Genomic DNA, 23,216 nt, shown 5'->3' on the forward strand with positions numbered 1-23,216 from the left:
ATCATGCCTGCACCATCCGCCTTGCGCCTTGCCTTCCTCTTCGCCCTGTCGTGGCTCGCTGCCGGGCCGGCGGCCGCCCAGCCGCTCGACAAGGTCACCGTCGCCGGCTGGAGCCAGCCCATCAGCGAGATCACGAACCTGCTGGCGGAGCCGGACAAGGGCTTCTTCAAGGCGAAGGGCATCGCGCTCGACTATGTCCCGGGCACCGGCGGCGGCTCGGCGATCCAGAACATGCTCGCCGGCCAGGCGGACATCGCCTTCACCGACCCGGCCTCGCTCTATCTGGCGCTCGACAAGGGCGAGAAGCTGGTCGCGATCTACAACATCTATCCCCAGAACGTGTTCAACGTGGTCGCGCTGAAGAAAAGCGGCATCCGCTCGGCTGCCGATCTCAAGGGCAAGCGCATCGGCGTCTACAGCCTCTCCAGCGGCACCTTCCAGAACCTCCTGGTGCTGCTGCATCAGGTCGGGCTGAGCGAGAAGGATGTCACCGTCCAAGTGGCCGGCCTCCTTAACTTCGCTCCGCTCATGCAGGAACAGCTCGACGCCACCGCCGCCACCGACACCGGCCTCCTGGTGGCGCGCGCCAAGGGACTGGGCGAGGTCAACGTCATCGAGGTCAAGGATCAGCTGAACCTGCCGAGCGACATCTTCGTCGTCACGCAGGCGACCTACGAGGCGAAGAAGCCGCTTCTCAAACGCTTCCTGGCCGCCTATCGCGATTCCGCCGCCTGGATGATCGCAAACCCACAGGAGGCCGCGCGCATCGCCGTCACCCGCGCCATCAATGGGCGCGACGAAGCGGTCAATCTGGAGATCATCAAGCTGCGAAACCTCGCCAGCGTCTCGCCGACGACCGAACGCGAAGGGCTTGGCCATTTCGATCCCGAGGTGATGCAGAAAGGCGCGGACACCTTTCGAAGCCTCGGCCTGATCAGCCGTCCGCTCGATATGGCGGAGATCGTCAAGAGCGACCTCATTCCGCAGAAGGACGGGACGCCATGAAGTTCCGCGACCGGACCATTCTCGTTACCGGCGCGAGCCGCGGCATCGGCGCTGCGATCGCAAAGGCCTTCGCCACTGAGGGCGGGCTGGTCATCGTCAACTACCTCCACAACGAAGCGGCTGCCGCTTCGGTCGTGGCGGAGTGCCGCCAGCTCGGCGGCGAGGCGCTGGCGGTGGCAGCCGACGTCACCTCTCCTGAAGCCGTGGCGGCGATGGCGGAGCGCATCGGGCAGGAGATCGGTCGGCTCGACGTCGTGGTCAACAATGCCTTCGCGCCCTATCGCTTCGATCCCGACCGGCGCGCCCGCTTCTGGGAAACGCCGTGGGAGGCCTACAGCCAGCAGTTCGACGGCGCGGTGAAGGCCGCCTACACGGTCAGCCGGGCCATGCTGCCGCTGCTCGGGCGGAGCGGGCGCGCCAGCATCGTCAACATCGCCAGCGATCTCGTGACGCGGCCGAGCATCCCCTATCACGACTACACCACGGCCAAGGCGGCCCTGGTCGGCTTCAGCCGCAATCTGGCGGCCGAACTCGGGCCCCTCGGCATCCGGGTGAACTGCGTCGCGCCGGGGCTCGTCTATCCGACCGACGCCAGCGCCGCGACCAAGGAGGAGGTGCGCGAGAGCCTGATCGCCCAGACCCCCTTGCGCCGCATCGCGACGCCAGCGGATGTGGCGGGGCCGGTCCTGTTCCTCGCCAGCGATTGGAGCGGCTTCGTCACCGGCCAGACGCTGCACGTCGATGGCGGCCTGGTCATGATGTGACCGAGAGGACGCCGGCGGAACGGCCGCGCCCGCGGCGAACCCCTCAGAGATTGCTCAGATTGAGCTGCCGCAGCAGCGGGACAAGCTGGTCGCGGGCGTGCTGCCGGTGGCGCCGCGCGGCCTGATTTGCGCGATCCGCGTCTCCCGCGCGGATCGCGTCCGTCAAAGCCTGATGCTCCAGGGCGGAAAGCGTCGGCAGAGGGCGCAGATTCAGGGTGAACATGCGGGCCCTGTGCAATTGATCGGTCACCGTCCCGACGATCCGGTCCAGCCGCTCATTGCCGCAATCGTCCGCAAGACAGGCGTGGAATGACTTGTCGGCCTGCGCCCATGCCAGGCGGTCCCCTTTCACAAGGGCGGCCGACATTTCGGCGGTGAAGCCTTCGAGCTTCCCGGCGATCCGCTCGCGATCGATCTCGGGCAGCCGGGCGAGGCGCTCTCCCGCAGCCCCTTCAAGGGCAATGATGACGTCATAGATCTCGTCGATATCGTCCGGCGAAAGACCCCGCACGAGAATCCCACGCCGGGGAAGGATCCGCACCAAGCCCTCCTCCTGGAGGCGCGCCATGGCCTCGTGGACAGGCGTGCGGCTCATGTCCAGCTGGCGCGCGATCTCCACCTCCCCGGCCTGATATCCGGGCGGGTAGGCATTCTCCAGAACCGCGCGCTTGATCGCTTCGTAGGCGAGTTCGACGAGGTTGGGCTTTGCAGCTTCCGCCTTCGGCCCCATCCGCAGCTTCTGCATCGTGGTCTCGGATCGCAGGCTGTCCCCGAGTGCCGATTTCATCCTGAGCCCCGTTTTCATCCGCACCCGTTTTAGTCCGCCCATAACGCTTGACAATCCGATGCATCAAATTCCATCTTGCATGCAACAATAAATGCAAGATGGAGGAAAAGTCATGGGCTCAAGGCATGGGCTGGCTGCAATCGCCGCCGCCGCGCTCGCATTCGCATCGGTCATCCCGGCGAGCGCGCAGAGCAAATTCCCGGAGAGGCCGATCACCATCGTCGTCCCCGCCGCGGCGGGAGGGCCGAGCGACACGGTGGCCCGGCTGGTCGCGCAGGCCATGACGCCCACCCTCGGCCAGCAGATCGTGATCGACAATAAGGGTGAAGCGGGTGGCTCCCTCGGCGCGGGCGACGTGGCAAAGGCCCCGCCCGATGGCTACACGCTGCTGCTCTACCACATCGGGGTGGCAACCTTCGCCCCGCTCTATCCCAAGCTGCCCTACAAGCCGGAGGAGTTTTCGCCGGTCGGGCTGGTGACCGAGGTCCCCATGGTTCTGGTGGGCCGGACGGACCTGAAGGCGAACAACATCTCGGAATTGCTCGCTTTGATGAAGGACAAGAAGACCTCCCTCACCATCGGCACCGCCGGGGTGGGCGCTGTCTCCCACCTTTGTGCGCTGCTGCTCGAGAATGCCACCGGCGCCAAGTTCGTGGACGTGCCCTACAAAGGCGCGGGTCCCGCCATGCTCGATCTCGTCGGCAAGCGCATCGACCTGATGTGCGACCAGACGACCAACACCACCAATCAGATCAAGGCGGGAGACATCAAGGCGTTCGCCGTGACGACGCGCGAGCGGATCTCGATCCTTCCCGATGTGCCGACATTGGACCAAAGCGGCCTCAAGGGCTTCGAGATCACCGCATGGCATGCGCTCTGGGCGCCGAAGGGCACACCGGAAGCCATCCGCCTGAAGCTGTCGGAAGCGCTCAAGGCGGCGCTGAAAGACCCCGCCGTGGTCTCGCGCATGGCATCCCTCGGCACCCTCCCCGTGCCGGACGACCTCGCAACACCCGCGGCCCTCGACAAGCAGTTTACGTCCGAGATCGCGCGTCTCGGCAAGCTATTGGCCAATGTGGCCCCGAACTAGGCCCCGCCGCCCGCTTCACGAACCCGACCCAACAGACATTCCGCGTATTCGGAGACCAAGATGAAGGCCTACAAGATCGCAGCCATTCCCGGCGACGGCATCGGCGGGGAGGTCATTTCCGCCGGCGTCGAGGTGCTGCACGCGCTTGCCGGGCGCGAAGGCACCTTCAGCTTTGAGGTCGAAGAATTCGACTGGGGCGGCGAATACTATAAGCGGCACGGGCGGATGATGCCCGAGAACGGCCGCGACCTCATCCGTCACCACGATGCCATCCTGTTCGGCTCCGCCGGCCACCCGGAGATCCCCGATCACATCACGCTCTGGGGATTGAGGCTCGCCATCTGCCAGCCGTTCGACCAGTACGCCAATGTGCGGCCGACGCGCATCCTGCCGGGCATCACCTCGCCCCTGCGCCACGTGGGGGGCAAGGAGCTGGACTGGGTCATCGTCCGCGAGAATTCAGAGGGCGAATATGCGGGTGTCGGCGGCCGGGCCCACCAGGGTCATCCCCTGGAGGTGGCTACCGACGTCGCTATGTTCACCCGGGGCGGCGTGGAGCGCATCATCCGGTTTGCCTTCCGCCTCGCCCAATCCCGTCCCCGAAAGCTGCTCACGGTCGTGACCAAGTCCAATGCCCAGCGCCATGCAATGGTGATGTGGGATGAGGTGGCCACACAGGTGGCGGCCGAGTTCCCGGATGTGACGTGGGACAAGATGCTGGTGGACGCCATGACGGTGCGCATGGTGATGAAACCGGAGAGCCTCGACACCATCGTCGCCACCAACCTGCATGCGGACATCCTTTCGGATCTCGCGGCCGCGCTCGCGGGATCGCTGGGCATCGCGCCTACCGCCAACCTCAATCCGGAGCGCGCCTTCCCGTCCATGTTCGAACCCATTCACGGCTCGGCTTTCGACATTACGGGCAAGGGCATCGCCAATCCGGTCGGCACCTTCTGGTCCTCGGTGATGATGCTGGAGCATCTCGGCGAGAAGGCCGCCGCCGACCGGCTGATGTCGGCCATCGAGCGGGTGACCGGCGATGCGCGCTTCCACACCCCCGACCTCGGCGGAAAGGCCACCACCGCCGATGTCACGCGGGGCGTGATCGATACCATTCACGGCGCCAACATTTGACGGCCGGATAAGCGCCGGCAGGCGAAACTTTTGCCGGAGGAGGTCGCCCGTTTGCCGGTCCGTGCCGGCGCGGGGGCGGACCGTCTCCGGCCTTTAGCGCTTCACCAGGATGGAGCCGTCGATCTGCGACACCCGCTCAACACCTGTCAGGGTCATCGCCACGCGCATTTCCTTGGCGATGATGTCGAGCAGGTTCTCCACCCCCGCCTGGCCGCCGCTCGCCAAGGCATAGGCGAAGGCGCGGCCGAGCAGCACGCCCTTCGCGCCCAGGGCGAGCATGCGCACGACATCCAGGCCCGAGCGGATGCCGCAATCGGCCAGAATGGTGAGGTCGCCCCCCACCGCATCGGCGATGGCCGGCAGCGCCCGGGCGCTGGAGAGCACCCCGTCGAGCTGGCGGCCGCCATGGTTTGACACGACGATACCGTCGGCCCCGAACGTCACCGCCTCGCGTGCATCCTCGGGGTCGAGTATCCCCTTGATGATGATCGGTCCGCGCCAGAAATCACGGATCCATTCAAGATCGGACCAGCTGATCGACGGATCGAAATTCGTGGCGAGCCAGCCGATATAGTCGGCAAGGCCGGTCGGCTTGCCGAGATATTTGGAGACATTGCCGAGGTCATGGGGCGTGCCCATCAGGCCGACATCATAAGCCCAGCTCGGCTTGAAGACGGCCTGGAGCATGCGCCTCTGGGCGCCATAGGGCCCGGACATGCCCGAATGAGGGTCGCGATAGCGCGCGCCCGGCGTCGGCATGTCGACGGTGAAGACGAGGGTGCTCACCCCGAGAGCCTGCGCCCGCTCGAGCGCATTCCTCATGAAACCGCGGTCTTTGAGGACATAGAGCTGGAACCAGGGCGCCCTAGGGCTTGCCGGCACCACCTCCTCAAGCGGACAGACGGAGACCGTGGACAGGGTGGTGGTGATGCCCTTGGCCGCCGCCGCCTTGGCCGCCTGCACCTCGCCGCGACGGGCGAGCATACCCGCGAGCCCCACCGGAGCGAGGGCGACCGGCATGGCGAACGGCTGTCCGAAAAGCTCGGTCTCGAGGCTGAGCTTCTCGACATTCTTGAGCACGCGCTGCCGGAGGCTGATGCCTTCGAGGTCGAGGACGTTGTTGGCCAGCGTCCGCTCGGCATAGGCGCCACCGTCGACATAGTCGAACAGGAAACGCGGCAGCTTGCGTTTGGCGGCGGCGCGATAGTCGTTGGGAGAAGCGATGATCATGAGGGGCAACGCGGCTGAAACGACGACGATCTCCCGTTTAGACGCAATGCTACCCCGTGACTACGCATGTCGCGCCGACTTACCAATATTCCAAGGATCAGCACGGAGGCGCGGCTCGGCCGCGATGCCATGGGACCTTCGGGCGTCCGTTTCGGGTCACGCGGGTCGCGGCTCACCCGCACCTATCAGGCAGCGCTTGGCGGGCCGACATCCGCCGAGCTATCACAAACTGATTGTGCCAACGGAATTTGCGATCTATGCGGGCATATCCCCTCCAATCCGTGCATGGTCGCATCCTACCGGCCAAACCAGCCTCATGCCCCCCCAAGCAGTACGGCCGAGGCCTCAAGCATATGAGGCTTGCGCGTAGCTTGCGTGAGGCTTTCTCAAATATAAGAAAATGTAACAATCATATATATTGATAAGTTTCCCTTCATAAAATTGAAATAATAAAATATTTTCACTGTATTTAAGCCATGCTCAAAAATAACGAAACCCTCTTCGAGCCGCGCCGGAGGGATGTTATTCCCTTGCATCTCGGAGGTAACCAGCACACGGCGGCACGATAGCTGCAACTGCTAAGGTCAAGATCAAGGAGTGGTCCTTTACGCACGCAGGGCACCCACCTAAGGTTGAAAAAATCTTGGGGCGGCTGGTGTCATCATTTTGTTGCAGCGCAGGCTTGTCTCGGCGCCGGATGGCAGCATCGACGGCCCTTGCGCGCTTCGCCTTCAATTCCTGCCTGATGGCGGCGTTGGCGTGCCTTTCCGGCCCCGTGGCGCACGCGGAAGATGTCACGAACCAGAACCAGTATGATGCGGCCCTTGCCGCCGCCGAAAGCACCCCCGGTCCCGCAACCATAAACGTGACCGGGGGCGGCGGGCTGCTGACCCTCCAGTCCGGCCCACGGGCCTATCCGCCGGGGCTTTCCACATCGCTCCAGATCAACTTCGACAGGACGACCCTCGACGTCGGCGGCGCCAGTGCCCCTGATGCCGTCCTGACGCTGGGGCCAGCCGCGACGCTCAACTTCACAGGCGCGGTGACGCCGCCCGTGCCCGGCAGCCTCGCCGGCTTTCTGCGGGTCGGCTACGGGGGCGCCGGCACGCTCAACATCAATGGCGGGACGATCAGCGTATCCGCCATAACCGGCGGCAGTGACCCGGGCCGCGTCATCGTCGGCGGCGGTGGCGGCACTGGCATCAGCACCGTGAACATGACGGGTGGCCTCCTCTCCTTCAGCAGGAGCGGCAGCAATTACAGCGGCTTTGCCATCGGCCGCACCGCCGGGCCGGCCGGGGTGTTCAATCAGAGCGGCGGCCAGGTCACTGTCAGCGGCCTGCTCTCCGCCGACTTCGGCACCCAAGGGGGAACCGGCACCTACAACCTGACCGGAGATGCGGTGTTCGAAAAGAACGCCGCCAATGCGCCCGGGGTTCTCTATGTGGGCTCACGGCCGGATACCGGCACGGGCATTGCCGGCTCCGGCACGGTCCATGTGTCGGACGCGGCGAGCTTCACCTTCTACTCCGACAACATCTTCGTCGGCGATGCCCGCGCCACGGGCGCCTTCATCCAGGACGGGGCCGCCTCCAGCGTCTATCTCCAGGCGGACAACGGGGTCCTGTTCGGCTCGAACAATTCCAGCGCTGGCGGTGCCAATGGCGGCGGCCATGCGAGCTACACGCTTTCAGCCGGCACGCTCACCGTCGCCGGGAATTCCCAATCGCTGGCGCTGGGATACGCGGCAGGCGGTTCCGGCACCCTGGAGGTGAGCGGCGGCACCGCCACCATTCTCGGCAATGCCGGCCTCAGCATCGGCACGACCGCAGGCGCCACGGGCGCCGTCATCCAGACCGGCGGCGAGGTGAATGCCCGCGTCTCTTTCGGCGCCGGCACGGGCAGCTACTCCCTCTCCGGCGGCACCCTGAAGACCGGCACCGGCATCACCGGCGGCCCCGACGACACGTTCACGCTGGCCGGCGGCACGCTGAACTTCCTTTCCGGTGCGACCACCAGTTCCGGCTTCGTGACGACGCTCTCCGCCGCCTCGACCATCGATGTGGACGGCACGTCCGCGGCCTGGAATTCCGCCACATCCGGCAGCGGGACCCTCAACAAGACCGGCGATGGCATTCTCAGCATCGGCGGGACGAACACCGGCTTCACCGGCTCTGTCACGGTGACGGAGGGAACGCTGGCGCTGACCAATGCGGCCGCGCTCTCCGCCGCCAACTCCGTGACCCTCCAGGGCGCGGGCACCAGCCTGAGCACATCGAGCGTCGGCACCGCGACGGTGACCATCGGCGCCCTCAACGGAAACGGGGCGCTCAATCTCGGCAACAGCCGGCTCGGCGTCACCGTGGGGGCCGGAGAGACGGCCGCCTATTCCGGCATCATCACCGCCGGCTTCACCAGCAACAGCACCTATGGGCGCTTCGACAAGACCGGCGCCGGCACGCTCGTCATCAACGGTGCGCGCATGGCGGACACCGCCACAGGCACCGGTGAGTTCTACGTCACCCAGGGCATCCTGGCGCAGACTGCCGGCGACACGGCCATCGCGTATCTGGACGTGGGCACGGGCACCACGGCGGGCGCCGGCAATGTGGGCGCCATCACCATCTCCGGCGGTACGCTCACGGTGAACCGGACCTTCTCCGTGGGGGCGTGGGGCGGAAGCGGCACGGCGAACCAGACGGGCGGCACCGTCTTCATTCCCGACCCTGGAAGCTGCACGAGCTGCGGCGCGATCTCCATCGGCAACCAGGGCGGCACCGGCGTCTACAACCTGTCCGGCGGCACCATCGACTTTACCGGCGGCGTCCTCAACCTCGGCCGCACCACCAGCGCGTCCTCCCCCGCTTTTTCCGGCACGCTGAACGTGTCGGGAAGCGGCGAGATCATCGCGCGGGCGGGCAACGTCATCCTCGGCAATTGGCTGGTGAGCGGATCGGGCGTGGCCGGCATCGGCGACGGCATCCTCAACCAGAGCGGCGGCACAATCCGCATCGAGAACGACGCCGAACTCTATCTCTCCGCCAAAGGCGACGGCACCTACAATCTCAGCGGCGGCGTGCTCCAGATCGGCGGGTCGTCGCTGAAGCCGGTCTATGCCAGCGGTGGCGGCACCTACGCCTTCAACCTCGGCGGCGGCACCATCGAGGTGCTGGACACGGCCCTCAGCACGAACGCCGCTGCGACGCTGGTGGCGAACACCACCTCCACCATCGATACCAACGGCCTTGGCGCCACCTGGAATGGGGCCCTCACAGGCTCGGGCACCCTTGCCAAGCAGGGCGCCGGAACGCTGACGCTCGGCAGCATCGCCACGACAGGATATCTGGACCTCGCCGAGGGCGACCTCGCCTCCACCGGCGTGAACAATTCCATCAGCCTGCTCAACGTCGCCTCCGGCAGCAGCCACACCCTCCAGATCGCGAGCGGGACCACGTTCACCCTGACCGGGAGCAATCCCGGCAGCACGGCGGGCCTGATCTATAACGGCTCGACGCTCAACCTCACCGGAGGCGGCACGCTCAAGGTGGGCGCGAACACCCTGGTGATTGGCTATCCCATAGGCAGCGGCCCGGACACACAGCCTTCCGGCGGCACGCTCAACCTCTCCGGCTCCGCGAAGCTGGACCTCAATTCCGGCACCACCTTCACGGACTTCTACGTGGGCGTCGGCTCGGGAGTGACGGGCGTAACGGGCACCGTCACGCAGGGCGGCAGCAGCCGGGTGACGCTCGGCACCAACATGATCATCGGCGGCGACGGGGCGACCGCCACCTACACGCTGAATGGCAATTCTTCCCTCGTCACCGGCGCGAACACCTTCATCTTCATCGGCCTCAACGAGGCCCAGCGCACCGCGGGGACGACGGGCACGCTGTCGCTCAACGACACCGCCACCTTCAGCCAGACCGACGGCTACCTGTTCCTCGGCATGGCAACGGCAGGGGGCAGTGGCGGCAGCGGCACCTATGCCGGCGACGGCGCCATCGTCCAGAACGGCAATTCGAGCGTCAATCTTTCGGGCACCAGCGTCGCCATCGGCCTCGATGCCGGCGGCACCGGCCGCTACGAGCTGAACGGCGGCCAGCTCACCATCGACACGACGCTCGCGTTGGAAGTGGGCTCGCGCGCCGGCTCGAATGGCCTCCTGGTGCAGACAGGCGGCACGCTCACCGCCGCCGCGTCCGTGCAGGTGGGCAGCAGCGGCTCGGGTGCCTACACCATCAGCGGCGGCACCGCGGCCTTCGACGGCGGCCTCGTCATCGCCAGAGCCGCCGGCTCCACCGGCGTCGCAAACCAGAACGGCGGCACCGTCACCGCGCACGGCTTGACGTTCGGCGCCGGCACCGGCGCCTATAATCTCAATGCCGGCACGTTCACCGTGCAGGGCTCCATTGCCGGCAACGCCGCCGGCGGCCCCGACACGCTCACCTTCGGCGGCGGCACGCTGAAGGCGGGCGGCGCCCTTTCGGCGAACGCCAATTTCAGTACCGTCATCGCCGACGACAGCATCGCCCGGATCGACACGAACACTTTCGCCATCACCTGGAACAGCGCGATATCCGGGACCGGCGACCTCATGAAGTCCGGCGCCGGCGTCCTGAGCCTCGGCGCGGCGAATACCAGCTTCACCGGCGATGTGACGGTCGGCGCAGGTATTCTGGCTCTGACCAATGCCGCGGCCCTCTCGGCCGCCAATGGCGTCACCGTCTCCAGCGGCGCGACGTTCGACATCGGCAGTGTACCTTCCGCCCCCTCCAGCACCTACCAATTGGTGAGCATCGGCACGCTCAACGGCGCCGGCACGGTGGACGTGGGAACCAACGCGCTGCGGGTCGACATCGCCTCCGGCGAGACCGCGTCGTTCAGCGGCACGCTGGTGGCCGACAAGAGCAGCTGGGAGAGCTCGGGCGCCGAAAGCAGCCTCGTCAAGGATGGCGCCGGCACCCTCGTCATCGACAACATGTCCATGACGAGGGGCAACCTCTATGTGGTCAGCGGCGCCCTGTCCCAGACCTCCGGGACCACGTCCCTCACCTATCTCGCGGTGGGCGAGCAGGCGGGCGCGAGCGGCATCCTCTCGGTGACGGGCGGCCGCCTGGACATCGGCGAAGGCCTCCAAGTGGGTGACTGGGGCGGCACCGGCACCGTCAACCAGAGTGGCGGCGCCGTCTCCCTCCTTGCCACCTGCGCCAGCCCATCCAATTGCGTTGCCATGAATATCGGCAACCAGGGCGGCACGGGCACCTACAACCTCACCGGCGGCCAGCTTCTGATTGCCGGCGGCAGCCATTCCATCGGCCGCAATGCGGGCGCGCAGCCTTCGTCGAGCGGCACGCTGAACATCAGCGGCAATGCGCTGATGCAGATCAGCCCCAACGGCGCGTTCGGCACCGGCTTGCTGGTGATCGGCGACCGGGATCCCGGCTCCCAGACCAATAGCACCGGCGTGCTCAACCAGAACGGGGGCACGGTTCGCTTCGTGGACACCGCCCGCCTCTATCTCGGGGGGTACGGGTCTGGAACCTACAATCTGAATGCCGGCACGCTGGAGATCGGTGGCGCCAGCCTGCTCGGCCTCTATGGCGGCGGCGGCAATACCACTGGCTCCTACGCCTTTAACCTCGGCGGCGGCACCATCAAGGTCATCGGCACCGCGCTGACCACCAGCGTCGCCGCCACCCTCGTCTCCGGCACCACTTCGACCATCGACACCAACAGCCTCGGCGCCGCCTGGGGCGGCGTGCTGAGCGGGGATGGCGCGCTGGCGAAGATCGGCGGGGGTACCCTCACCCTCATGGCGGCGAACAGCTATACCGGCGGCACCAACCTGTCGGGCGGCACGCTGGCGCTCGGCAATGCAGGAGCGCTGAGCAGCGGTGCGCTCAGTTTCACGGGCTCGGCGACCCTCGCTTTGAACGGCAGCTACACGCTCGCCAATGCCATCGGCATTGCGGCGGGCGCCGCCGCCACCATCAATACGGGCATCAACAGTGTGACGCTCAATGGCGGGCTCAGCGGGAATGGCGCGCTGACGAAAGCGGGGTCTGGCACCCTCATCCTGCAGGACGCCAATTCCTATGCCGGAGGGACCACCCTTTCCGCCGGCACCCTGGCCATTGGCGATACCGGAGCTCTCGGGTCAGGGTCGCTCTCCTTCGCGGGAAGCGGCACCCTTGCCTTCCTCGATGCGTTCACATTCACAAACCAGGTCTCCCTCGGCGCGGGCAGCATCGCTACTTTCGATACGGGTGCCAATGCGGTGACCCTCAGCGGGCCGGTCTCCGGCTCCGGCGGCCTCACCAAGGCCGGAGCCGGCGTTCTCACCCTCGCCGGCGGCAACAGCTTCAGCGGCCCCACCAGCGTCTCCGCCGGCACCCTCGCGGTGACGGGTGCGCTGACCGCCAGCAACGTCACGGTCGGATCCGGCGCGACGCTCACGGGATCGGGCAGCATCGGCGGGGCGGTCGCGGTTCAGGCGGGCGGCGTGCTCTCAGGAGCAAGCAGCACGCAGCTCTCCATGGGCGCGCTCACCCTCGCTTCCGGCTCTGTCATCAATGCCAATCTGGCTGCGCCTTCGCTCAGTCCCCTGTTCAATGTCGGCGGAGCGCTCACGCTCGACGGCACGGTCAACATCACCAGCCCGAACCTGACAATCGGCGTCTACCGCCTGTTCAGCTATGGGGGCGTGCTCACCAATAACGGGCTTGAAATCGGCACCGTGCCGGGGGGCCTCGACGCCTCCGACATCCTCGTGGCCGCGGGCAATGGCCGGGTGGACCTCGTCAACACCAATGGTGCCGTCCTCCAATACTGGAACGGCAGCGCGACGCTCGGCCCCGGCACGGGCGTTGTGACCGGCGGCTCCGGCACCTGGAGCGCGACCAACGGCAACTGGACGGATGCCGCCGGCACCTTCAACGCGCCCATGCAGCCGCAGCCGAGCTTCGCCGTATTCGACGGCAGCGCCGGCACCGTGACCGTGAACAATAGCGCCGGTGCAGTCAGCGCCACCGGCATGCAATTCGTGGTTTCCGACTATCTGATCCAGGGCGGCAGCATCACGCTGTCCGGCGCTCCGGCCGTTATCCGCGTGGGCGACGGGACGGGCGCCGGTGCGTCGATGACCGCCACCATCTCCGCGCCGCTCGCGGGAAGCACGAGCGTCGAGAAGGCCGATCTCGGCAGGCTGGTCCTCTCCGGCGCCAATACCTATAGCGGCGCCACCCTCATTTCCGCCGGCACGCTCGCTTTGTCCGGCAGCGGCAGCATCGCCGCCTCCAGCGGGGTGACCGTCAACGGCGCCTTCGACATCTCGGCGACGACCTCCGGCGCGACCATCGCGAACCTCGGCGGCACCGGCACGGTGGCGCTCGGCGCGCGCACCCTCACCATCGCCAACGGAAGCGGCACGTTCGCCGGCACGCTTTCCGGCACGGGCGGCCTCTCGCTTCAGGCCGGAACGCTGGGACTTTCCGGGGCCAACAATTACAGCGGCAACACTGCCATTGGCGCCGGCGCAACGCTCGCCCTTTCCGGCGCTGGCAGGATCGCCGACACAAGCGGCGTGGTGGCTAATGGTACCCTCGATCTCTCCGGCGCAAGCGGAGGGGTGTCGCTTGCCTCGCTGTCCGGCAGCGGCGCGGTCCAGCTCGGCGCGAACACCCTCACGCTCACCCAGGCCGCGGACACCTTCTCGGGCGCCATTTCCGGCACCGGCGCCCTGGCCCTTCAGGCCGGCAGCCAGATCCTCTCGCACGCAAACACCTATTCCGGCGGCACCACCCTCACCGGCGGCACGCTCAAACTGGAGAATGCCGCCGCCCTCGGCAGCGGCGCGCTCGCATTCGCCTCCAGCGCGACACTGCTGTTCGGCGGCGATCTCAGCCTCGCCAATGCGGTCAGTTTCGCCTCGGGCGCCAATGGCACGGTGGACGTCGCCACCCACCATGCAACTCTGACGGGGTCTCTCACGGGCGCCGGCACCCTTACCAAGGCAGGCACCGGCGATTTGACCCTTTCGGGCGCCAATGCCGGCTTCACCGGCGCGGTGCGCATCACGCGCGGGAACCTCCTGCTCGCCGGCGCGCAGGCTCTCGGAACCGCAAATGCGGTCAATATCAGCGCCGGGGCCGGGCTCGATATCAGCGCAGTGACCGGCGGCGCAGGCTTTGCCGTGGGCGCCCTGTCCGGCGCCGGAACGGTCACAACCGGCAGCAATCGGCTCACCACAAGCGGGGGCGCCTTCTCCGGCACCATCACCGGCATGGGCGGGCTGACGAAGGTGGGGGCCGGGACCTTCACAATGAGCGGCGCCAACAACTATCAGGGCGGAACCGTCATCGAGGGGGGCATCCTGGCGGCGGGCGCCGCCAACACCTTCAGCCAGGCAAGCGCCACCACCATCAATGCCGGCGGCACGCTCGACCTCGGCGGCTTCTCCCAGGCCATCGGCACCGTCGCGCTTTCCGGCGGCACCCTGCAGAACGGCGCGCTGGCGGGAGCGGTCACCTCCACCGGAGGCATCATTTCCGGCCTCGGCGGCACCGCCAGCGTCTCGGTCACGCTCGGCACGACCACCCTTCTCGGCACCAACGGATTCGCCGGCCCAACGACCGTGTCGGGCGGCACCCTGGTGGTCGCGGGCACCCTCACAGGCAACAATGTGACGGTCGGCGCCGGCGGCACCCTCACCGGCAGCGGCAGCATCGCCCGCAATGTGGTGGTGAACGCGGGCGGCGCGATTTCGGGCGTCACCGGAACGACGCTTTCCTTGGGGTCGCTCTCGCTCGACGCAGGCGCCGTCATCAACGCCAATTTGACGGCCCCGTCGACCGCCGCCCTGTTCGCCATCAGCGGGCACCTGATCCTCGACGGCACGCTCAACATCACCAGCTCAAGCCTTGATGTCGGCGTTTCCCGGCTGTTCAGCTATGGCGGGACGCTGATCAATAACGGCCTCGAATTCGGCACGCTGCCCAGCGATGTCACGGCCGCGGACCTCTCCATCATCGCCAATTCCGGCCGGGTGGACCTCATCAACACCGCGGGTACCGTGCTTCAGTTCTGGAACGGAAACGCGGCCACAGGCCCGGGCTCCGGTACGATCAATGGCGGCTCCGGCACCTGGAACACCACGAACGGCAACTGGACGAACGCCGACGCCACGGTCAACTCCCCCATGCAGCCTCAACCGGGCTTCGCCATCTTCGAGGGCGCGGCGGGCACGGTGACCGTGGACGACACGGGCGGCGCCGTAGGCGTCACCGGCATGCAGTTCATGACCTCGGGCTATGTGGTGCAGGGCGATCCCATCATGCTGTCGGCGGCCGAGACCGTCATCCGCGTGGGCGATGGGACCCTGTCCGGGGCGGCCACCACCGCCACCATCGCCTCGGAGCTGACAGGCGCCAACGGCATCAACAAGACCGATCTCGGCACGCTGGTCCTCTCCGGCACCAACACTTATACGGGCGCGACCGTGATCTCCGGGGGCACGCTGGCGCTGGCGGGCACCGGCAGCATTGCCGCTTCCAGCGGCGTCGAGGCGAACGGCACGTTCGACATCTCGGCCACCCATTCGGGCGCGATCATCGCCACCCTCACGGGCACCGGCGCGGTGGCGCTGGGAGGCCAGACCCTGACCATTGCCAATGCCGCCGGCACGTTCTCCGGCGCCGTATCCGGCAGCGGCGGCCTCGACATTGCGGGCGGGACGCAGACCCTCACCGGAAACAGCACGTTGAACGGCGGCATCACCCTCTCGGGCGGATCGGTGGCCGTGGGCAGCGCCGCCGCCCTCGGCAGCGGAATCCTCAGCTTCGCAGCGGACGGGACCCTTTCCTTTCTCGGCGATTTCAGCATCGGCAACGCGCTCGCCATCGGCGCCGGCATTACGGCAACGGTGGACAGCGGCTCCAGCGAGGCCGGCATCGGCGGCACCATCTCCGGGCCCGGCGGCCTGCTGAAGACCGGGACCGGGGCTCTGACGCTGTCCGGGGCGAACACCTATGCCGGCGGCACCACGCTCGCGGCTGGCAGCCTTGTGCTCGGCAATACCAATGCGCTCGGAAGCGGCGCACTGACCTTCGCGGCGGACAGCACGCTGGCCTTCGATGTGAGCGGCGCCATCGCCAATGGGTTTGTCCTGGCGAACGGCGCGACCGGAACCTTCGACACGGCCGGCCGGACCGCTACGCTCGCCGGGCCGGTTTCCGGCAACGGCGTCCTCAGCAAGACCGGCAACGGCACACTCAATCTTGCCGGCGCCAACACCTATACCGGTGGCACCATCCTCTCCGCCGGGACCATCGGCCTGCTCGATCCGGGCGCTCTGGGCAGCGGCGGCCTGAACGTGACGGGCGCCGCCTCGATCGCCTTCGGCAGCAGCCAGACATTCGCCAATTCGACGTCCATCGCAGCCGGCGTCACGGCCATGTTCGATACCATGGGCAATGCCGTGACGCTCAGCGGACTGGTCTCCGGCAATGGCGCGCTCGGCAAGACGGGCACGGGCACGCTGACCTTCGCGAATGCCAATTCCTATGCCGGCGGCACCGTCCTGGCCGGTGGCACGGTGGTCCTTAACAATGCCACCGCCCTCGGCACGGGCGGCGTGACGGTGGACCAGAGCACGCAGATCGTCGTGGGCTTCGCTGCCCCCTTCACCTACGCCATGTCGCTCAGCAGTGGTGCCACCGCCACGCTCGACACCGGCCTGTTCGACATCACCATGGCGTCCGGGGTGTCTGGAGCGGGCGGCCTCACCATCACGGGCGGCCGGACGGCGACATTCACAGCCCCCACCACCTATTCCGGTGCGACCTCCGTCTCGAGCGGCACGCTGCACGCGGGCGCTGCAGCCGCATTCTCCGCGGCCTCGGCGTTCACCGTCGCGAATGGCGCCACCCTTGATCTCGGCGGCACCGGCCAGACCATCGGCTCGCTCGCAGGTGGAGGATCCGTGCATCTCGGCGCCGCGACCCTGACCACCGGCGCGGACAATACGGACTCCACCTTCTCGGGCCTCATGGACGGCACCGGGGGCCTGACCAAGGTGGGCACGGGCAATTTCACCGTTGCCTCCACCAACACTTATAGCGGCGACACCAGCATCCTCGACGGCATCATTACCGTTGCCAGCGACGGCGCGCTCGGCACGGGCCGCATCTCCGTCTCCGGCGGCGGGGCGCTCGCCTTCGCCGGCGCCTATGCGCTGACGAACCGGCTGGATGTCAGCTCGGGTGCGGCCATCGACACCTCCAATTTTCCCGTCACCCTCACCGGCGACATCACCGGCAGCGGCAGCGTGACCAAGACCGGTTCCGGCACCCTCATCCTGGCGGGCAACAACAGCTTCACCGGCGGCCTTTTCGTCGATGGCGGAACGCTGGGCGCGACGACACCGCAAGCGCTGGGCAGCGGGGCGCTCAACTTCCTCGGCACCTCCACCTTCCTGCTGACCGACGCGAGCCTCGGCCCCATCACCAACGCGCTCAACCTTGCATCCACCGTGACCCTCACGCCGCCGACCGGTGGCGTGGCGGAGCTGAGCGGTACCATTTCCGGCACCGGTGGCCTCTCCGCCGCCGGGACGGGAACGGTCATGCTCAGCGGCAAGAACACCTATTCCGGCCCCACGAGCGTGGGCGCAGGCATGACGCTGCAGACCTCCGCACCCGGTGCCCTTCCCGCCACGAGCGCGGTGGCGCTCGCCACGGGCTCAACGCTTAACCTCGCCGGCAACAGCCAGACCGTCGGTTCCGTCTCCGGCGGCGGTGCGATCGCGCTGGGCTCCGCCACGCTCACGGCCGGCGGCAACAACACGGATACCAGCTACACCGGCACCCTCTCCGGCAGCGGCAGCTTCGACAAGGTCGGAACCGGCAAGATGGTGTTCGACGGCACCGGCAATATCGGATCCGCCACGGTGGCCGGCGGGTCTCTCATCGTCGGCGGCGAAACGGGATCGAACGCGTCGCTGAATGCGCCCGTGACGGTCGAGGGCGGCGGCACCATAGGCGGCCACGGCACGGTGGGGCCCATCACCGTCGTCGGCAATGGCGAGCTCTCCCCCGGCAACTCCATCGGCACCCTCACCGTTACCGGGAACCTGGCCCTGAACCCCGCCGCCACCTTCCTGCTGGAGGTGAACCCGACGCAAAGCGATGTGGTGAATGTCATCGGCAATGCCCAGCTCGCGGGCCTGCTGCAGGTGGACACCAGCGCCGGCTGGAGCATCAACCACCCTTACGTCTTCCTCACCGCCACTGGAGCCATCTCCGGAACCTTCTCGGACGTGGTGGATGACTTGCCCCTGGCGGATGCCGAAGTCATCTATGGCGCCAACAGCGTCACCCTGGTCCTGTTGCCGAGCCAGATGTCGTTCGCGTCGCTGGCGGCGACGCCGAGCCAAGCCGCGACCGCCAATTCCGCCCAGTCCCTCGGCCTCGGAAACCCCGTCTTCGACGCCATACTGATGCTCAATGCCCCCGCGGCGCAGGCCGCCTTCAGCTCCCTTTCCGGCGGTATCTATCCCAGCGCATCGACCACCTTCCTGCTCGACTCGCGCTTCATCCGCGAGGCGACGCTCGGCCGGGTTCGGTCCTCGCTTCCCTCCGGCCCCATGCAGCCCGGCGCCCCAGGCTCCAGCGGCGCCTGGGCGCAGGCGATGGGCTCCTGGGGCACGCTGAGCGCAGATGCCAACGCGCCCTCTCTCAGCCGCACTGTCGGCGGCCTGTTCGCCGGCCTGGACGGACATGTGGGCGATGCGCTCCGGCTCGGCTTCGCCACCGGCTATTCGCAGACCACCTTCAACGTGACCTCGCTCTCGTCCTCCGGCTCCAGCGACGACTATCATGTGGCGCTCTATGGCGCGGCCGGCGTCGGCATCTTCGATCTGCGCGCGGGCGCGGCCTTCACCTGGCACGACCTGTCGGTCAACCGCACCGTGGCCTTCCCCGGCTTCATAGACCAGGACACGGCGGACACCTCGGCGCATACCGGGCAGGTCTATGGCGAGCTGGCCCTGCCGTGGACGTTTGCGGCGGGCACGGTGGAGCCGTTCGCGAACGCCGCCTACGTGCGCGGCTCCATGGACGGCTTCACCGAAGCAGGCGGCGCCTCTGCCTTGACGTCCCAGGCGCAGTCCGCCGACGCGGTGTTCACCACCCTCGGCGCGCGAGCCGCCACCTCCTTCACCCTCGGCGCCATCCCCGCCAGCCTGCGCGGCACAATCGGCTGGCAGCATGCTTTCGGCGACCTGACGCCCATGGCCCAGTTCAGCTTCGCCAGCGGGAGCCTGCCCTTCAGCATCGCCGGCGTGAGCCTGCCGGCGAATGCCCTGGCGCTTGAAGGGGGCTTCGACTTCGCGATTACACAGAACACGTCGCTCAGCGTCGCCTATTCCGGACTGTGGGGAGACACCGTCTCGGACAATGCCTTCAAGGGCACTTTGCAGATCCAGTTCTAGCCGGCGGCTGCCGCATCCCCACGCATGATCGACCCAGACGTCCGCGAGAAGCTGCCGGCCGATGGGTCACGTACGGTGGTCCGATCCACGCAGGGCGGACCTCGGCCTGAAAGAAGGTCCGCCACTGAACCGCTCATGATTCCGGCGCCATCGCGTTGAGAGAGAATCACCTCCTGCATATTTTTCAGAAGACGTTTGCCTAAATTTTGCGCCCCACCAGATCGGTAGGTATACACACGACCGAGTTGCGTTGAGGTGCGTAAAAATGATGAGGCGAACGCCGATCCCAGCCGCCGGACACGGGCTCCTCCTCGTGGGCATCATGCTGGTCGCTGCAACGCTCCGTGCACCCATCGTCGGTCTCGCACCAATGTTTGGCATGATCCGCGAGACCACCGGGATCAGCGCCGCTGAAGCGGGGATGCTCACGACGCTTCCCTTGATTGCGTTCGCGGTGATATCGCCGTTCGCCGCCGTTCTCGCACGCAAGCACGGCATGGAGCGCTCCCTGTTCGGGGCCCTCATCCTGATTGCGTTCGGGGTGGGCCTCCGCGCGACCGGGCCGGTTTGGTCGCTCTTTCTCGGAACCGCGACGCTTGGAGCCGGGATCGCCATAGCAAACGTGCTGCTGCCCAGTTTGCTGAAGCGTGATTTCCCAACCCGGATCGCGAGCCTCACGGGTGCCTATGTTCTCACCACGGGCCTTGTCGCGGCGCTCGCTTCGGCCGTGGCTGTCCCACTTGCCGAGCTCCCGGGATCGGGCTGGCATGTCGCGCTGGCCAGCACCCTGATTTTTCCCGCCATCGCTCTTATCGCCTGGATCCCGCAGCTGCGCCTGCATTCCGCGCCGACGAAGGAAATGGTCGCGCCGCCACACGGCGGTCCGATCTGGCGCTCGGCCCTTGCCTGGCAGGTGACGGCCTTTATGTCGCTGAGCTCCCTGGTCTATTACCTTCTGGTGAGCTGGCTACCGTCGATCCTCACGGAAGCAGGTTATTCCGCGGGTGTGGCGGGTTCACTGCATGGCGTGTCCCAGGTGGCCACGGCGGTGCCCGGCCTCATTCTCGGCCCCATCGTGACGCGCATGAAGGATCAGAGGGCCATTGCCCTCGGCGTCTCGCTCGTGGCGACGGTGTCCTTCCTGGGGCTCTGGCTGTATCCGCCCCTGGCGATCGTCTGGATTGCGCTCTTCGGCTTCGGGACGGGATCGACCTTCATTCTCAGCTTGGCTTTCATGAGCATGAGAGCGTCGAGCACCCGACAAGCGGCGGCGCTTTCCGGCATGGCCCAGTGCGTCGGCTATTGCTTCGCGGCTGCGGGTCCGCCGTTGGCTGGCCTTATTCACGATGTGACCGGCAGCTGGGACATCATGCTCGCGAGCTGCGTCGTCCTATCCCTGGCGCTCGGCGCATTCGGCGTCTTGGCAGGTCGGGCAGCCGTTGTCTGACGGCCTTGGCGGCCGTGTTGTTTCCGGCGTCAATACCGCGCCGGCCGGAAGTAGCGTTCCGTGGCCGGACGGCGGCTTTCCACCCGCCGCCCGACCACGGATGTCGCATCAGAGAAAGAGACCATCGCTTGAAAGGGACTTCAGGGCGATCACCACGTCCTGATAGTCATTGTCGCCAAATCCGTTTGCCACATCCTCGAAGCCGATCTGCAAACCTCCGCCACCCGGTATCACGCCCGAGAGGACCTGGTCGGCATCATCGGGGTTGAAGGCAGCGGTGGAGTAGAAGATCTCGGCCTTGGTCAGGAAACCGAGACTGGAGCTGTACAGCGAGGGCGGCGCGCCGGAATCGCCGGACAGCACGAACGACAGGTCGGAAGGCAGCCCACCATAGGCTGCGAACCCGTCCTGTATGAGGAAGAAGCCAATCTGCTCGCCGCTGTCGGGGGCGCCGAGATCGAAGCCTGCTCCCCAGGTGGACTGGTCCATCGTGTTGCTGGTCAGCAGATGGACGTCCGAAATCGTCCCGGTTGTTTCGATCTTGTAGTAGCCGAGCATGTTCTGAAAGTGGGAGTCGGCTGAAACCATCTCCATCCTGAAGGAGACGGCGCCGTCGCCCGTCATAAAGGGCGCGTTGGCGATGCCGTTGATGAGGGTGGGATCGACAGTCACCCCCTCGGACAGCACGGGCAGGAAGTTCACGAAATTTATGACCGTCTGCGCATCACCGCCGAAGTCGCGGGGCGTGAGCATGAAATCGCCGCCCGAGAAGGCGCCGTCCGTCCTGAAGGACCAGGAGCCGGCCGCAAAGGTGACCGTGTCGGCGGTGGCCGAGACGGTGAGGTCCGCCCGACTGACCTCCAGGCCGATGATCTCGATTGTGTTGACGGTATTCACGCCGGTGATGATGTCGCCGTTCAGGTCAGCGAAGGTCTCGCGCAGAATGCTGGAGCCGGAGCTGCCGAAGACGATGAAATCCGCTCCTGCCCCGCCGCTGATGAGGTCGTTGCCGCCGCCCCCATAGATGATGTCCCGGCCGGCATTGCCGATCAGGGTATTGTCCAGTTCGGTTCCGAAGATGGTGTCGGCCCCACTGCCACCGATTGCGGTTTCGATCACGGTGTCGAACGCGATCCCGATATTGTTGGTGAGACCGGCCGCGCTCGAGAACGTGCCGGGCTGGAGATTGATGACCGCGTTCTCGGTGTAGCCGGACAGATCGAGCGCGTTGCCCGTGCCACCGCTCCAGATCGTGATCACGGGGTGCGCGTTGAGGCTGAAATCGAAGAGGGACTTGAGACTGCCCTCAAGGTTGGAGTTGAAGCCGAACACCACGCCGCCTTCGGCGAGCGGACCGCTGGTGGCGGTGCCATAGAGGCGCTGCGTGGCCAGGATATCCAGCATCATGGGGGTTTGCGCGGTCCGCCAATCCCCGTCGGCGGTCTTGCCCCAAGCCGTACCGGCCACCGGATAGGACGCGAGATAAGCCGCGAGCGTCTCGTTCGGGTCGATGTACGACATGATCGTCCACAGCTTCATGTCGTAGGGACCGAACTGCTGCGTCTCTGCGTTCACCTCGCCGTTATAGGGGCCTCCGTGTCCGAGGCCGAGGCCATGGCCCAGCTCGTGCACCACGGTGCCGAAGGCATACGCGCCTCCGGCATCCAGATCGAGGTCGATGGGCCCGAAGCCGGGGACGCTGGTATCGATGGACAGGAAGGGGATGCCGTCCCCGTCCTGCACCGGCGTCATGAGCGTGGTGCCGCCCGTTGGCACACCTGTCCGATCCCCGAAGGTCCAGAAGGCGCCGCCATCGCTGCCGCGGTAGATCCGAAAATCCGCACTCTGCTCGTCGCCTGCTTCGATGAAGGTGACATTCGCGACGGCGGACCACAGGGCCATGGCGGTCGTAAATGCCGTCCTCTCGACCGCGGTCCAGTTCGATACGGCGAGGAAGGCGTAGGAAATGGTGGCTGGCGTCCCCGCAACCGGATCACCCCACTTTGTGGCCGTCGACAACGGCCCGAAATGAGCGGGATTGTTGCCATCCCATGTCTCGAAGACAATCGGCGCGAGAACACCATTCTGGTCCACACCCGAAAGGAAGGTCACTTCCCTGTTGATAGAATCAGAAAGAAACATTGTAATATCACTGCCCCAGCAAGAATTAACCCAGCGGAAATCAGCTTATTCATCGCCATTGTAGATGACAAGCCTCGGCGCCCGGGCCGCCGTCTTGAAAGCATCCCAAAGCAAAGCTTAAGCAC

At 66.6% G+C, this 23,216-nt stretch carries 9 protein-coding genes; 6 read left to right on the forward strand and 3 right to left on the reverse strand.

Going from position 1 to position 23,216, the window contains the following annotated elements; all coding sequences use genetic code 11:
• Positions 1-3 precede the first annotated feature (3 nt).
• Together ABLE91_RS21455 and ABLE91_RS21460 are read left to right on the forward strand one after the other, a co-directional pair.
• Complete coding sequence (locus ABLE91_RS21455) at positions 4-1,005, forward strand: ABC transporter substrate-binding protein (RefSeq protein ID WP_348934140.1); 1,002 nt, start codon at positions 4-6, stop codon at positions 1,003-1,005.
• Positions 1,002-1,769 (forward strand): SDR family oxidoreductase, encoded by a 768-nt coding sequence (locus ABLE91_RS21460; RefSeq protein ID WP_348934141.1) that lies wholly within the window; start codon positions 1,002-1,004, stop codon positions 1,767-1,769. The genes ABLE91_RS21455 and ABLE91_RS21460 overlap by 4 nt, the downstream gene beginning before the upstream one ends.
• A 43-nt stretch (positions 1,770-1,812) precedes the next feature.
• Here ABLE91_RS21460 and ABLE91_RS21465 read toward each other — a convergent pair whose 3' ends face one another.
• Positions 1,813-2,556, reverse strand: coding sequence for a GntR family transcriptional regulator (locus ABLE91_RS21465; RefSeq protein WP_348934143.1), 744 nt, complete (start codon positions 2,554-2,556; stop codon positions 1,813-1,815).
• A gap of 112 nt (positions 2,557-2,668) precedes the next feature.
• On the opposite strand from ABLE91_RS21465, the gene ABLE91_RS21470 reads away from it, so the two are divergent.
• Together ABLE91_RS21470 and ABLE91_RS21475 are read left to right on the forward strand one after the other, a co-directional pair.
• On the forward strand, positions 2,669-3,646 hold the full coding sequence (locus tag ABLE91_RS21470; protein ID WP_348934145.1) for a tripartite tricarboxylate transporter substrate-binding protein: 978 nt from the start codon (positions 2,669-2,671) through the stop codon (positions 3,644-3,646).
• A 60-nt stretch (positions 3,647-3,706) separates the two neighbouring features.
• Positions 3,707-4,783 carry a tartrate dehydrogenase gene (locus ABLE91_RS21475; protein WP_348934147.1) on the forward strand — a complete coding sequence of 359 codons (1,077 nt, stop codon included), beginning with the start codon at positions 3,707-3,709 and terminating at the stop codon, positions 4,781-4,783.
• 93 nt (positions 4,784-4,876) lie between these two features.
• On the opposite strand, the gene lldD is transcribed toward ABLE91_RS21475, so the two are convergent.
• A complete protein-coding gene (gene lldD, locus ABLE91_RS21480) occupies positions 4,877-6,013 on the reverse strand; it encodes an FMN-dependent L-lactate dehydrogenase LldD (RefSeq protein ID WP_348934148.1) in 1,137 nt (378 codons plus the stop codon).
• Positions 6,014-6,710: 697 nt separating this feature from the next.
• Between lldD and ABLE91_RS21485 the strand changes: the two genes are divergently transcribed.
• On the forward strand, positions 6,711-19,502 hold the full coding sequence (locus ABLE91_RS21485; protein WP_348934150.1) for an autotransporter-associated beta strand repeat-containing protein: 12,792 nt from the start codon (positions 6,711-6,713) through the stop codon (positions 19,500-19,502).
• Positions 19,503-19,824: 322 nt separating this feature from the next.
• Positions 19,825-20,949: an MFS transporter gene (locus tag ABLE91_RS21490; RefSeq protein ID WP_348934360.1), complete on the forward strand. Its 1,125-nt coding sequence runs from the start codon at positions 19,825-19,827 to the stop codon at positions 20,947-20,949.
• Positions 20,950-21,057: 108 nt separating this feature from the next.
• On the opposite strand, the gene ABLE91_RS21495 is transcribed toward ABLE91_RS21490, so the two are convergent.
• Positions 21,058-23,061, reverse strand: a complete 2,004-nt coding sequence (locus ABLE91_RS21495) for a M10 family metallopeptidase C-terminal domain-containing protein (RefSeq protein WP_348934152.1) — start codon at positions 23,059-23,061, stop codon at positions 21,058-21,060.
• Between the last annotated feature and the right edge of the window lie 155 nt (positions 23,062-23,216).

The sequence above is a fragment of the Aquabacter albus genome, assembly GCF_040049275.1.
Taxonomy (GTDB): domain Bacteria; phylum Pseudomonadota; class Alphaproteobacteria; order Rhizobiales; family Xanthobacteraceae; genus Aquabacter.

Excerpts from the sequence above, each read along its gene's own strand:
- ABLE91_RS21455 (WP_348934140.1), top strand. The coding sequence starts at position 4 with ATGCCTGCACCATCCGCCTTGCGCCTTGCCTTCCTCTTCGCCCTGTCG.
- ABLE91_RS21460 (WP_348934141.1), top strand. The coding sequence starts at position 1,002 with ATGAAGTTCCGCGACCGGACCATTCTCGTTACCGGCGCGAGCCGCGGC.
- ABLE91_RS21490 (WP_348934360.1), top strand. The coding sequence starts at position 19,825 with ATGCTGGTCGCTGCAACGCTCCGTGCACCCATCGTCGGTCTCGCACCA.
- ABLE91_RS21475 (WP_348934147.1), top strand. The coding sequence starts at position 3,707 with ATGAAGGCCTACAAGATCGCAGCCATTCCCGGCGACGGCATCGGCGGG.
- ABLE91_RS21485 (WP_348934150.1), top strand. The coding sequence starts at position 6,711 with ATGGCAGCATCGACGGCCCTTGCGCGCTTCGCCTTCAATTCCTGCCTG.
- ABLE91_RS21465 (WP_348934143.1), bottom strand. The coding sequence starts at position 2,556 with ATGAAATCGGCACTCGGGGACAGCCTGCGATCCGAGACCACGATGCAG.
- lldD (WP_348934148.1), bottom strand. The coding sequence starts at position 6,013 with ATGATCATCGCTTCTCCCAACGACTATCGCGCCGCCGCCAAACGCAAG.
- ABLE91_RS21470 (WP_348934145.1), top strand. The coding sequence starts at position 2,669 with ATGGGCTCAAGGCATGGGCTGGCTGCAATCGCCGCCGCCGCGCTCGCA.